At 68.8% G+C, this 13,356-nt stretch carries 10 protein-coding genes; 5 read left to right on the forward strand and 5 right to left on the reverse strand.

The window, feature by feature from the left end:
• Positions 1-131 precede the first annotated feature (131 nt).
• The 5 genes from ACZ67T_RS04075 to arfA all read left to right on the forward strand — a co-directional run bounded on the left by ACZ67T_RS04075 (position 132) and on the right by arfA (position 5,058).
• Positions 132-1,490: an extracellular solute-binding protein gene (locus ACZ67T_RS04075; RefSeq protein WP_469981449.1), complete on the forward strand. Its 1,359-nt coding sequence runs from the start codon at positions 132-134 to the stop codon at positions 1,488-1,490.
• Positions 1,487-2,428 (forward strand): carbohydrate ABC transporter permease, encoded by a 942-nt coding sequence (locus ACZ67T_RS04080; protein WP_469981450.1) that lies wholly within the window; start codon positions 1,487-1,489, stop codon positions 2,426-2,428. Before ACZ67T_RS04075 ends, ACZ67T_RS04080 begins: the two co-directional genes overlap by 4 nt.
• A complete protein-coding gene (locus ACZ67T_RS04085; RefSeq protein WP_469981451.1) occupies positions 2,425-3,294 on the forward strand; it encodes a carbohydrate ABC transporter permease in 870 nt (289 codons plus the stop codon). The genes ACZ67T_RS04080 and ACZ67T_RS04085 overlap by 4 nt, the downstream gene beginning before the upstream one ends.
• Positions 3,291-3,476, forward strand: coding sequence for a hypothetical protein (locus tag ACZ67T_RS04090; RefSeq protein ID WP_469981452.1), 186 nt, complete (start codon positions 3,291-3,293; stop codon positions 3,474-3,476). The genes ACZ67T_RS04085 and ACZ67T_RS04090 overlap by 4 nt, the downstream gene beginning before the upstream one ends.
• Positions 3,477-3,549: 73 nt before the next feature.
• A complete protein-coding gene (arfA, locus tag ACZ67T_RS04095; protein ID WP_469981453.1) occupies positions 3,550-5,058 on the forward strand; it encodes an arabinosylfuranosidase ArfA in 1,509 nt (502 codons plus the stop codon).
• A 72-nt stretch (positions 5,059-5,130) separates the two neighbouring features.
• On the opposite strand, the gene ACZ67T_RS04100 is transcribed toward arfA, so the two are convergent.
• The 5 genes from ACZ67T_RS04100 to chvE form a co-directional block, all read right to left on the reverse strand.
• Positions 5,131-8,076, reverse strand: coding sequence for a beta-galactosidase (locus ACZ67T_RS04100; protein WP_469981454.1), 2,946 nt, complete (start codon positions 8,074-8,076; stop codon positions 5,131-5,133).
• A 111-nt stretch (positions 8,077-8,187) separates the two neighbouring features.
• On the reverse strand, positions 8,188-9,348 hold the full coding sequence (locus ACZ67T_RS04105; RefSeq protein ID WP_469981455.1) for an aldose epimerase family protein: 1,161 nt from the start codon (positions 9,346-9,348) through the stop codon (positions 8,188-8,190).
• A 58-nt stretch (positions 9,349-9,406) separates the two neighbouring features.
• Positions 9,407-10,657 (reverse strand): multiple monosaccharide ABC transporter permease, encoded by a 1,251-nt coding sequence (gene mmsB, locus ACZ67T_RS04110; RefSeq protein WP_469981456.1) that lies wholly within the window; start codon positions 10,655-10,657, stop codon positions 9,407-9,409.
• A gap of 5 nt (positions 10,658-10,662) precedes the next feature.
• On the reverse strand, positions 10,663-12,204 hold the full coding sequence (mmsA, locus tag ACZ67T_RS04115) for a multiple monosaccharide ABC transporter ATP-binding protein (RefSeq protein ID WP_469981457.1): 1,542 nt from the start codon (positions 12,202-12,204) through the stop codon (positions 10,663-10,665).
• A gap of 40 nt (positions 12,205-12,244) precedes the next feature.
• Positions 12,245-13,354: a multiple monosaccharide ABC transporter substrate-binding protein gene (chvE, locus tag ACZ67T_RS04120; protein ID WP_469981458.1), complete on the reverse strand. Its 1,110-nt coding sequence runs from the start codon at positions 13,352-13,354 to the stop codon at positions 12,245-12,247.
• Positions 13,355-13,356: the final 2 nt, after the last annotated feature.

Here is a 13,356-nt window from a genome sequence, read left to right on the forward strand (position 1 = left end):
CGGGACCCCCACGCCGGTGGGGGTCCCGCACCTTTCTGTTGCGCAACCCATTGACGCCGCCGCGTCCCGAACCTACGGTCCCGTTCGAAGTTACGAGCACCATTCGGTATATCGAACAGTAAGGGCAGGGAATGGGACGACCTGGCCTGAACCGCAGGCAACTCCTGGCCGGACTCGGCGGGTTGACGGTGGCGGGCAGCTTCGGCTTTGCGGCACTGGGCACGGGCGCCGACGCGCTCGCCTCCAGCGCGAGCACGCGCGTGCGCTACTGGAACCTCTTCAGCGGCGGCGACGGCTACAACATGATCGCGATGCTGGACTCCTTCCGTAAGGAGCACCCGGACATCGACGTGAAGGACTCCACGCTCCAGTGGGGCAGCCCCTTCTACACCAAGCTCGCCATGGCCGCTGCGGGCAACCGCGCACCGGACCTCGGCGTGATGCACCTGGGCCGCGTCACCGGGTTCTCGCCCGGCCGCCTCCTCGACCCCTGGGACGTCGGCCTGCTCGCCAAATACGGCGTGAAGGAGGCCGACTTCAACCCGGCACTGTGGAAGCGCGCCGTCATCGACGGCAAGCTCTACGCCCTCCCGCTCGACATCCACGTCCAGCTCTGCTTCTACCGCAAGGACGTACTCAAGAAGGCCGGCCTGCTCGGCGACGACGGGCGGATCGTGCCGGTCACGTCCACCGACGAGTGGTTCGACGTGCTCAAGAAGGCGAAGAAGGCCACGAAGAAGGGGCTGCAGACCATCGGCCTGTGGGCCAACGACCAGAACTTCCAGTGGTGGTTCTTCGTCGCCTTCTACACCCAGCTCGGCGGCACCTGGTTCAACGCCGGCAACACCGAGGTCACCTTCGACACCGACAAGGCCACCCAGGTCCTGGAGTTCATGCGCCGGCACATCACCGACGGGTACTCCAACCCGGGCTTCGCGGGCGGCGCCGGCGCCGAACAGTTCATCAACGGCTCCCCGTTCTGCTGGGAGGGCAACTGGTCGGTGCCGGTGTTCTCCGGGGCGAAGGTCGAGTACGGCGCGACCCCGCTGCCGCCCGTCTTCGGCAAGCAGGCCACGCACGCCGAGTCGCACTCCTTCGTGCTGCCGCACCAGGCGGAGCGTGGTGGCGCCGCGAACGAGGGCGCCCACCAGCTCGCCGCGTACGTCGTCAAACACGCCCGGCAGTGGGCGGCCGGCGGACACATCCCCGCGTACACGCCGACGCTGTCCACGGCCGCGTACAAGAAGCTCAGCCCGCAGAACGAGTACGTCTCCGCGATGGATCACCAGGCGACCGAGCCGAAGGTGTGGTTCGCGGGCTCCACCGGCATCCTTGCCCAGCGTGTCGGCCCGATCGTCGTGTCCTCGATGCTGGGCTCCGCCAAGCCGGAGGCCGCCGCCCACCGCATGAAGGGCATGCTCACCGAGCTGCTCGCCTCGAAAAACCCCATGGACGGCAAGACCGCAGCGCAGGGAGGTGCGGTCGCATGACGACGACCAGCCCACAGACCGTCCTCGCGCCCACCCGCGCGAGAACCGCCGCCGACAGCGCCACGGCCCGCCGCAAGCAGGGCTTCCAGCACGGGGGCTGGTTCGTCGCCCCGTTCCTGGTCCTGTTCGCGCTCTTCGTGATCTGGCCGCTGCTGCGCGGCGTCTACCTCAGCTTCACGGACGCCAACATCTCCGGCGACGGCGCGGGCTTCATCGGCCTCGACAACTACCGCGAGGCCCTGCACGACCAGCTGATGTGGGACTCGCTCGGCCACAGCGCCTACTTCACGCTGCTCGTCGTGCCGTGCATCACGGTCCTCGCCTTCCTCCTCGCGATGCTCGCCCACCACATCGAGCGCGGGAAGTGGCTGTGGCGGCTGTGCTTCTTCATGCCGTTCCTGCTGCCGTCGACCGTCGCGGGCAACCTGTGGCAGTGGCTGTTCAACCCCGGTACCGGGATGGTCAATTACGTCTTCGGCCTCGAGACGCCGTGGCTGACCGACAAGTCGTACGCGATGCTCGCCGTCGTCATCACCACCCTGTGGTGGACGGTCGGCTTCAGCTTCCTGCTCTACCTCGCCGCGCTCCAGGGCATCCCCGCGCACCTCTACGAGGCCGCCAAGCTGGACGGCGCGAACGCCTGGCACCGCATGGTCCACATCACCCTGCCCATGCTGCGCAACATCACGGGTCTCGTGATCGCGCTCCAGATCCTCGCCTCGCTCCAGGTCTTCGACCAGGCCGTCACGATGATGGACTTCACCCCGGGCCCCGAGGGATCGACCCGCACCTTCGTGCAGTACACCCTCGAAGAGGGCTTCACCAGCTACCGCGTGGGCTACGCCTCCGCCATCTCCATCATCTTCTTCGTGATCATCGCGGCCGTCGCCCTCGCGCGGATGTGGCTGCTGCGCAACCGTGAGGAGGGCGGCCGATGACCACCGACGCCGCGCAGATACGCATCAAGTCCCGTACGCGCACCTCCTGGTCGCCGAGCCAGATCGTGCTCACCCTCATCGGTGCCGCCGTCTCCGCCGTCTTCCTTGCGCCGCTCGCCTGGGCCCTTTTCACCTCCCTCAAGTCGGAGACCGAGGCCGTCGAGGTGCCGACGCACTGGCTGCCGAAGGAGTGGACGGGCCAGGCGTGGAAGGCCCTCTTCGACACCGGCAACATCACCGACTGGTTCGTGAACTCGCTCGTCGTCTCGGTGTGTGTGACCGCCGTGGTGCTGCTCGTGAGCGCGCTCGCCGGATACGGCTTCGCCCGCACCGAGTTCAAGGGCAAGTCCGTCCTGATGGGCGTGGTGATGGCGGGCCTGATGGTCTCGCCCGCCGTCCTCGGCGTCCCCCTGTTCACCACCGTCCAGCAGATGGGGATGGTCGACACGTACTGGGGCATGATCCTGCCGCAGTGCGCGCCGGCCGCGATGGTCTACATCCTCTACAAGTTCTTCCAGGGCATCCCGAGGGAGCTGGAGGAGGCCGCGTTCATCGACGGCGCCGGACGCTGGCGGGTCTTCTTCACCATCGTCGTGCCGCTCGCCCGGCCCTCGCTCGCGGCGGTGGGCATCTTCACCTTCATCGCGTCGTGGAACAACTTCCTGTGGCCGTACATGGTCACCAACAACCCCGACCTGATGACCATGCCGAACGGCATCGCGACCGTCATGAACTCGTACGGCATCCAGTGGGCCCAGCTGATGGCCGGCGGCCTCATGGCAGGCCTTCCGCTGATCGTCGTCTTCGTCTTCTTCCAGCGGCAGATCGTGGCGGGCGTGGCCCACACGGGACTGGCGGGACAGTGACCGTGCGCACAGCGGGCAGACCCCTGGCGGCCGGAGCCCTCCTCGCCCTGCTCCCCACCATGGCGCAGGCCGACGCCGCCTCCCCGGAACCGCAGGCGATCACCGGCCGGCAGATCATCCACGACCCGACCGTCATCAAACTCACGTCAGGCCGGTACGTGGGCTCGGCCTCAATGAGCTGAGCTGGGGCAAGGACGGCCGGCCGAGCGTCCGCTGACTCGATCAATGTACGTAATCCCGAACCCTGAGGGAGACATGACCCGCACCGCACGCTTCGCCCTCGACCCCGCCTTCACCGTCGGCACGGTCGCCCCCCGGCTCTTCGGCTCCTTCGTGGAGCACCTGGGCCGCTGTGTCTACACCGGCATCTTCGAGCCGGACCACCCCACCGCCGATGAGGCGGGCCTGCGCCAGGACGTCCTGGGACTGGTCCGCGAGCTCGGCGTCACCGCCATCCGCTATCCCGGTGGCAATTTCGTCTCCGGCTACAAGTGGGAGGACTCGGTCGGCCCCGCCGAGGAGCGCCCGCGCCGCCTCGACCTGGCCTGGCGCACGACGGAGTCGAACCGCTTCGGCCTGTCCGAGTACATCGCGTTCCTGAAGAAGGTCGGCCCGCAGGCCGAGCCGATGATGGCGGTGAACCTCGGCACGCGCGGCGTGGCCGAGGCGATAGAGCTCCAGGAGTACGCCAACCACCCGTCCGGCACGGCCCTTTCGGACCTGCGCGTCGAGCACGGCGACAAGGACCCCTTCGGTATCCGCCTGTGGTGCCTGGGCAACGAGATGGACGGCCCCTGGCAGACCGGCCACAAGACGGCCGAGGAGTACGGGCGCCTCGCCGCCGAGACGGCCCGGGCGATGCGCCAGATGGACAAGAGCGTGGAGCTGGTCGCCTGCGGGAGCTCGGGCCGGTCGATGGACACGTTCGCGCAATGGGAGGCGACGGTCCTCCAGGAGACCTACGAGCTGGTCGACTACATCTCGCTCCACGCGTACTACGAGGAGCACGACGGCGACCGCGACTCCTTCCTGGCGTCGGCGGTCGACATGGAGTCGTTCATCGAGAACGTCGTCGCCACCTGTGACCACGTGGGCGCGCGCCTCAAGTCGTCGAAGAAGATCAACCTCTCCTTCGACGAGTGGAACGTCTGGTACATGTCGCGCACGGACGCCGAGGTCTCCGCGCTCGACTGGCCGGAGGCACCGCGCCTCCTGGAGGACGTCTACTCGGTGACGGACGCGGTCGTCTTCGGCTCGCTCCTCATCGCACTGCTGCGTCACGCCGACCGAGTCACGGTCGCCTGCCTCGCCCAGCTGGTCAACGTCATCGCCCCGATCATGACCGAGCCCGGCGGCGCGGCCTGGCGCCAGACGACGTTCTTCCCGTTCGCCCAGGCCGCCAGGTACGGGAGGGGCGAGGTCCTCGACGTCCGCGTGTCCGGTCCGACGTACGACACGCGGCGCCACGGCACCACGGACCTGCTGCACGCGACGGCGGTCCGCGCGGAGGACGGCACGGTCACCGTCTTCGCGGTCAACCGCAGTCAGACGGAGTCCCTGCCACTCGAAGTGGCCCTCCATGGCGTGGAGCTGGGTGAGGTCGTCGAACACTCGGTGCTCGCCGACGCCGACCCGGACGCCCGCAACACGCTTGCCGAGCCGGAGCGCGTCGCGCCGCACGCGGGTACGGGCACGACTCTTGAGGACGGCACGCTCAAGGCGGCTCTCGAGCCGCTGTCGTGGAATGTGATCCGGCTCGGCTGATCCACGGCGTCGGCCACTGAGCGGCCGGAGGGGATGTCGCCCTCCGGCCGCTCAGTGCCACTCAGGGGGTGGTCACACGCCCGGCGACGGAACCGCCCGCACTTCCACCCCGCCGGCCGCGCTCCCGAGGAGCTTGAGCTGTACGTCTCCCGGGCCCGCCGGGGTCGTGCCGTCGGCGAGGACGGCCAGGGCGAGGGTGTTGGCGCCGCGGGTGCGCAGGATGCCGTTCGGGACGGCGAACGTGTGCTGGGGGCCCACGTCGTTGATGTACTGGCCCATGTTCCAGCCGTTGACGTAGAGCTGAACGCGGTAGGCGTGGGCCGCGTCGTCCGTGAAGGTGAGGCCGATCGAGGCGTCCACGTCGTGGTCGACGGCGAGCCGGAACGTGGTGCGGTACCAGGAGACCCCCTGGCGTGCCGGGCCGTCGACCGGGAACGCGGCCCGCTCCCAGCCGCCGTCCGCGTCGAGATCGAGCCCCGGCAGGTGCCAGCCGTGCCGCTCCCCGTACAGGCCGCCCGTGTTGAGCGGGCCGCGCACCGGGTCCGTGCCCGCAGCGCCCTGGATGCGCCAGGTCACGGCCGGATCCGCGCCCGTGAACGCCACCTCGGTCAGGCCGTGCGCCGACTTGTGCGAGTCCCGGGCGCCGCCGTCCTCGTCGTGCTGCATGCGGCGGACGAGGACCGAGAGGACATGGCCGCCCGCGGTGCGCAGGCCGGCGGGCAGGGCGAAGGCCGCCGTCGCCGTCCACGTGCCCTGGGTGGACTGGTCCGACGTCGGCACCGGCATCCGGTGCGTGCCGAGGGGGCGGCCGTCGAGCCACGCCATCAGCAGGCCCTGGGTCCCGGTGGAGTACGCCAGGTTCACCGACTCGGCGCCGCTCGCGTCGTCGAACGAACCCCGGTACCAGACGTCGCCGTAGTGGAAGCCGTAGTCGTCGGCGAACAGGACGGGCCGGCCCGCGGGCACGGGCGTCGTCGAGTACGACGTCGTCTTGTCGGCGACGGTCCAGTCCGTGTCGTCGAAGTCCTGCTCCGACTCCGGGTTCTCGGGCCGTTGCCGCCAGTCGGTGAGCGCGGGCAGCTGTACCTCCGGAACGCCCGGGAGCGCCCGCTCGGCGGCGAAGCTGCCGGACGCGGTGGTGCGCACATGGACCGGCCCGTTGTTCCAGGTGATCAGCTGCACACCGCGCGGTGCCCACACCTCCAGGTCGGCGTCCTCGATCGTGTCGCCCGTCAGGTGGAGAGTGGCGCCGTGGAGTTCGGCCCGGCGCAGCAGCGCGGGACCGCGGACGAGGACCGGGCCCGAAGGGGTGTCGTGGCGCCACAGCCGCGCGGACGTCTCGTCGTCCGCGAACATGACGAGGAGCGTGCCGCCCACCAGTACCCGCACCAGGCCGCGCAGGTGGGTGGCGATGCGCAGGTTCCCGTCCTCGTACGTCACGGTTGCCGGCCCGTCGAGGACCGTGACCTCCGGCTCCTCCTCGTACGCGAAGGCCGCCTCGGCCGGCTCTCCCGACCGGCCCGCGAACACCGCGACGTCCCGGCGCCCCGCGCTGAGCTGGATCATCGGCTGGACCGTCGAGTACGCCAGCTCCCGATTCCCCAGAGCGGCCTCGGCCAGGACGAGCTTCGCGTCCTTCGCGCCGACCGTGACCTCCGCGCTCGCCGAGCCCAGTGGCAGCGTCGAGGTGATCGGCGCCGACGTGTCGTTGCGCAGGACGTAGACGTGCGCGCCCGTGTCGGGATTGGCCAGGTGGTAGACCTTCAGGGCCGGGTCGGCGGCCGCCGTGTCCTGCGCCCGGTCCAGCTTCGCCAGGTCCGGCACGGAACGGAGCAGTTGGCCGATCTGATGCATGGGCGTCAGCTTGGACGTGACGTTGCGCGCCTCGTCGAGGGCCGCCCCGTAGTCGTACGACGTGTAGACGACCGGCGCGGGGAGCCAGCCCCAGCTGGTGCCGCCGAACGTCATGTAGACGTTATGGATCTTGATGCCGTTGGCGAGGTTGGTGAGGTAGAAGCGCCGCTCGTACGCCGCGTCGCGGGTGCGCCGCGACTCCTCGTATCCCTTGCCGGCGAACACGGCGCCGCCCCACGGGTCGAACCAGCCGCCCCCGAACTCCGCCATCAGACCAGGGGTGTCGGGGCTCGCCGTCGACCCGCCCTTGGCGCCGCCCACGCCGAAGTAGCCCCAGTCCGGCGGGTTGCCCGACGGCGACGGGTAGCCGTCGAAGCCGTAGAGGTAGCGGCCGGACTCGCCACCCGTGCTGAACGAGCCCGGAGTCCAGTAGCCGTTGCGGCCCTTGTCGTTGTGGAACAGCGGGACGTCGATGCCGTCGGCGCGGACCTTCGCGTACAGGTGCGCCATGTAGTCCTTGCCGGCCGGGCTGTTCACGTTCGAGGCGTACTCGTTCTCCAGCTCGTAGAGGACGACTGTGCCCTTGCCGCGCGTGTACTGGTACCGGGCGACGATCTCGTTCACGGCCGTCAAGTACTCGTCCACATAACCCAGATAGGTGGGATCGGAGGTACGGGCCGTGCCCTTGGTGGCCGTCAGCCAGCCGGGGAATCCGCCCGCGTCGACCTCCGCGTTGATGTAGGGGCCGGGGCGCGCGATGACGTAGAGACCCTCCTCGGCGGCCGTCTCCAGGAAGCGGCCGAGGTCGCGCACGCCCGTGAAGTCGTAGGCGCCGGGGGCCGGGGAGTGGAAGTTCCACGCGACGTAGATGCTGATGGCGTTGTAACCGTGCGCGCGCAGCTTCTGCAGCACATCACGCCACAACGACGGGCTCGGCAGCCGGAACGGGTGCACCTCGCCCGACCACAGGACGACCCGGCTGCCGTCCACGAGCAGCGAGTACTTGTCGAAGGCGACGGTGTGCGTCCGCCCGTCGGCCTCGGGTACGGGGACGGGAGCGGTCGCGTCGTCGGGAGTGGCTGCGCCCGCCGCCGGCAGCCGCAGGGCGAGGCTCGCCGCGGTCGTGGCGGTGAGCGCCGTGAACGTACGTCTGCTGAGTTTCAACTGACGTTCTCCATGGGGTTCGGTGAAGTGAGTGCGAAGGGGTGGAGAAAAGACGCCGGCCTCGCCCGTGGTCGTCACGGGCGGGGCCGGGGGATGCGGGTGGGGGGTCGGTCAGGCGCTGAACGAGTGCACCGTCGTCGTCCGGTACGTCTCGCCCGGGCGCAGCACCGTCGACGGGAACGCCGGACGGTTCGGCGAGTCCGGGAAGTGCTGCGTCTCCAGGCACAGGCCGTCGCCCTGCCGGTAGGTGCGCCCGGAGGGGCCGGTGAGTGTGCCGTCGAGGAAGTTGCCCGAGTAGAACTGGACGCCCGGCTGATCCGTGGCGATCTCCAGAGTGCGGCCGGAGGACGGGTCGCGCAGCGTCGCGAAGTGCACGGGCCGCGCCGTGATCCCCTTGTCGAGGACCCAGTTGTGGTCGAAGCCCTTGGCCGTGACCAGCTGCGGGTGCGCGGTGCGGATGTCGCGGCCGATCGGCTTCGCGGAGCGGAAGTCGAACGGGGTGCCCGCGACCTTCGCCCGCTCACCGGTCGGGATGAGCCCCGAGTCGGTGGGCGTGTAACGGGAGGCGGCGAGGGTGAGCTCGTGGTCGTAGATGCCGCCGCTGCCCTCGCCCGCGAGGTTGTAGTACGTGTGGTTCGTCAGGTTCACGACGGTCGCCTTGTTCGTCGTCGCCTCGTAGTCGATGCGCCAGTCGCCGCTCGCCCCGAGGGTGTGGGTGACCGTCACCTTGAGCGTGCCCGGGTAGCCCATCTCGCCGTCGACCGACGTGTAGTGCAGCTTCAGGCCGACGTCGGAGCCGGAGGTGACGTCCTCCACGTCCCACACCCGCGTGTTGAAGCCCTTCGCCCCGCCGTGCAGGGAGTTGGCCCCGTCGTTCACGGAGAGCTGGTACGTCGTGCCGTCGAGGGTGAACCGGCCGTTCGCGATGCGGTTGCCGTAGCGGCCGATCGTGGCACCGAAGAACGTGGTCCCGGCGACGTAGGCCTCGATGGTGTCGTAGCCGAGGGAGACGTTCACGTACCGGCCGTGGCGGTCCGGTATCTCCAGGGACTGGATGATGCCGCCGTAGGAGAGGACCTTCAGGCGGGTGCCGCCGTTCTCCAGGGACCAGCGGTAGATCCTCGTGCCGTCGGCGAGCTTGCCGAAGAACTCCTTCACAGGCCGCCTGCTTCCCGGGGCGGAGCCTGAGGCATGGGCTGTTCCGCCCAGGGCGGTGGCTGCCGCACCGGTGGCGGCGGCCGATGCGAGGAGAGTGCGTCTGCTCAGTTCCATGTGCGGCTCCCTCGAAGGGTGGGCCCCGCCGGGCTCGGGCCGACGGGGCCGAGCTGACTTACGAACCGACCTTGCGCTTGTTCCACACGTCGAAGCCGACCGCCGCGAGCAGGACCAGGCCCTTGATGACCTGCTGCCAGTCGGTGCCGACGCCGACGAGGTTCATGCCGTTGTTCAGGACGCCGAGGACGGTGCCGCCGATGATCGCGCCGAGCACCGTGCCGACGCCGCCGCTCATCGACGCGCCGCCGATGAACGAGGCGGCGATCGCCTCGAGTTCGAAGTTGACGCCCGCCTTCGGCGACGCGGCGTTGAAGCGGGCCGCGAAGACCAGGCCCGCGAGCGCCGCCAGCATCCCCATGTTGAGGAAGACCGCGAAGGTGACCTTCTTGTCCCGGACGCCGGAGAGCTTCGCCGCCGGCAGGTTGCCGCCGATCGCGTACACATGGCGGCCGATCACCGCGTTGCGCATCACGTAGCCGAAGGCGACGAGGAGCACGGCCAGGACGATCAGCACCACGGGCGCGCCCTTGTAGCTGGCGAGCAGCAGGGTGAAGACGAGGACGGCGGCGACCAGCGCGGTGAGCTTCAGCGCGAACAGCTTCGCGGGCAGCACGTCGAGCGCGTACTCCTGCTGGCGCTTGCGGTCGCGCACCTCCTGCCACACGACGAGGGCGATGAGTCCCAGGCCGAGGAGCAGGGTGAGGTTGTGGTAGTTCGTGTCGGGGCCGACCTCGGGCAGGAAGCCGTTGGCGACCTTCTGCAGCCCGTCGGGGAACGGGCCGAGCGTCTGCCCCTTGAGGAAGATCTCCGTCAGACCGCGGAAGAGCAGCATGCCCGCCAGGGTCACGATGAACGACGGTATGCCGAGGTAGGCGATGAAGAAGCCCTGCATGGCCCCGGCGAGCGCGCCGACGGCGAGGACCGCGATGGCGGCCACCGGCCACGACCAGTGGTGCGTGACCATGAGCACCGCGGCGAGCGCCCCCGTGAACGCGGTGATGGAGCCCACCGACAGGTCGATGTGGCCCGCGATGATGACGATCATCATGCCGATCGCCAGGATCAGGATGTAGCTGTTCTGCAGCACCAGGTTCGAGACGTTGCGCGGCAGCAGCAGATCGCCGCCCGTCCAGACCTCGAAAAGGATCACGATCAGGCCGAGGGCGAAGAGCATCCCGTACTGCCGCATGTTGCGGCGCATGCCGTCGATGATCAGCCGGACGAGGCCGGCCGCGTGCCCGGTGTCTCCGGATTCCTTCGGGGCCGCGGCGCCGGCCGGTGACCCGGCCTTCAGGTTCGTGCTCATCGGTCCTACCTCTTGTCCTTGGTCATGTGCCGCATCAGCACTTCCTGGGTGGCCTCCGCTCGCGGGACCTCACCGGTGAGCCGTCCGGCCGACATCGTGTAGATCCGGTCGCACATGCCGAGCAGCTCGGGCAGTTCGGAGGAGATGAAGACAACGGCCTTGCCCTCGGCGGCCAGTTGGTCGATCACCGTGTAGATCTCGTACTTCGCGCCCACGTCGATGCCGCGGGTCGGTTCGTCGAGGATCAGCACATCGGGCCCCGCGAAGATCCACTTGCTGAGGACGACCTTCTGCTGGTTGCCGCCGGAGAGCCGGCCCACGGGTTCGGAGACGTTGGGCGCCTTGATGTCCATGGACTTCCGGAAGCCCTCGGAGACCTTCCGCTCCTCGTGCTCGTCGACGACCCCGCGCCGGGCGACCTTGCGCAGCGCGCTCAGCGAGATGTTGCGGTTGATGGAGTCGATGAGGTTGAGGCCGTAGTGCTTGCGGTCCTCGGTGACGTACGCGATGCCGTGCCCGACCGCCTCGGGAACGGTGCGGGTGCGGATCTCGGTGCCGTCCTTGAGGACGCTGCCCCCCGCGTACTTCCCGTAGGCCCGGCCGAACACGCTCATCGCCAGCTCCGTGCGGCCCGCGCCCATCAGCCCCGCGATGCCGACGATCTCCCCGCGGCGCACGTTCAGGGACACCGAGTCGACGACCTTGCGCTGCTGGTCGATGGGGTGGAAGACGGTCCAGTCGCGGATCTCGAGAGCCGGCGCCGCGGCGCCGTCCTGCGGGTGCGGGGTGCGCTCCGGGAAGCGGTGGTCGAGGTCGCGGCCGACCATGGCGCGGATGATCCGCTCCTCGGTCGTCTCCGCGGCCTTCACGTCGAGCGTCTCGATGGAGTGCCCGTCGCGGATGACCGTCACCGAGTCCGCGACCCTCGCGATCTCGTTGAGCTTGTGCGAGATGATGATCGAGGTGATGCCCTGGCCCTTCAACTCCAGGATCAGATCGAGGAGTTTGCCGCTGTCCTCGTCGTTGAGCGCGGCCGTCGGCTCGTCGAGGATGAGCAGCTTCACCTCCTTCGACAGGGCCTTGGCGATCTCGACCAGCTGCTGCTTCCCGACGCCGATGTCGGCGACGCGGGTCTGCGGGTGCTCGTTGAGACCGACCCGCCGCAGCAGGTCCGTGGCGTGCTTGAGGGTCTCGCCCCAGCTGATCACGCCCCGCGTGGCGTGCTCGTTGCCGAGGAAGATGTTCTCGGCGAGCGAGAGGTACGGCACCAGGGCGAGCTCCTGGTGGATGATCACGATGCCGCGCTTCTCGCTCGCCCCGATGTCCTTGAACCGGCACGGCTCGCCCTCGAAGAGGATCTCCCCCTCGTAACTGCCGTGCGGGTGAACGCCGCTGAGGACCTTCATCAGCGTCGACTTCCCGGCGCCGTTCTCCCCGCAGACGGCGTGGACCTCGCCCGCGCGGACGCTCAGAGAGACGTCCGCGAGCGCCTTGACGCCGGGAAAGGTCTTGACGATCGAGCGCATTTCCAGGACGGGTCCCGCCATGGTCGTGCCTTTCTGCTCCGTGTGAAGTGGTGTGGGCGGGCTACTTGAGGTCGCTCGCCTTGATGTAGCCGCTGTCGACGAGCACCTTCTGGTAGTTGCTCTTGTCGACGCTCACCGGCTGGAGCAGATAGGACGGCACGACCTTCTTGCCGTTGTTGTACGACGTGGTGTCGTTGACCTGCGGCTTCTTCCCCTTCAGTACCGCGTCGACCATGCTGGAGGCGACCTTGGCCAGCTCCCGGGTGTCCTTGTAGACGGTCTGGGTCTGCTGGCCCGCGACGATCGACTTCACCGAGGCGACCTCGGCGTCCTGCCCGGTGACGACGGGCAGCGGCTTGCTCGCGGAGCCGTAGTCGTCGGACTTGAGGGCGGACAGGATGCCGATCGAGATGCCGTCGTACGGCGAGAGGACGGCATCCACCTTGGCCGAGGAGTACGACGACGTGAGCAGGTCGTCCATGCGCTTCTGCGCGGTGCCGCCGTCCCAGCGCAGCGTCGTGACCTTGTTGAGCGCCGTCTGGCCGGACCTGACCACGAGCTGCTTCTTGTCGATGTAGGGCTGGAGCACCTTCATCGCGCCGTTGAAGAAGTACTTGGTGTTGTTGTCGTCGTTCGAGCCCGCGAACAGCTCGATGTTGAAGGGCCCCTTCTTGGAGCCGTCCTTCAGACCCAGCTTCTCGGTGATGTACGTGCCCTGGAGCCGGCCGACCTTCTCGTTGTCGAAGGAGGCGTAGTAGTCGACGTAGGGGGAGTTGAGCAGGAGGCGGTCGTAGGAGATGACGGGGATGTTCGCGTCATGCGCCTCCTTGAGCACGTTGGAGAGCGCGTCGCCGTTGATCGCTGCGATGACCAGCGCGTCCACACCCTGCGTGATCATGCCTTCGAGCTGCTGGACCTGCTGGTCGACGTCGTCCTCGCCGTACTGGAGGGTCGTCTTGTAGCCGGCCTTGTGCAGCGTGGTGACCATGTTCTTGCCGTCGGCTATCCAGCGCTCGGACGACTTGGTCGGCATGGCGATGCCGACGGTCATCTCCTTCTTGTCCTTCGCCTCCTTGCTGCCGCCCTCACTGCTCTGCCCGCAGGCGGTCAGGGCGAGGGCGAGAGCGGCGGCTCCCGCCACGGCGGAAACGGCACTTCTGCGGTTGCGCATGG

The organism is Streptomyces sp. NPDC107517 (assembly GCF_055582645.1).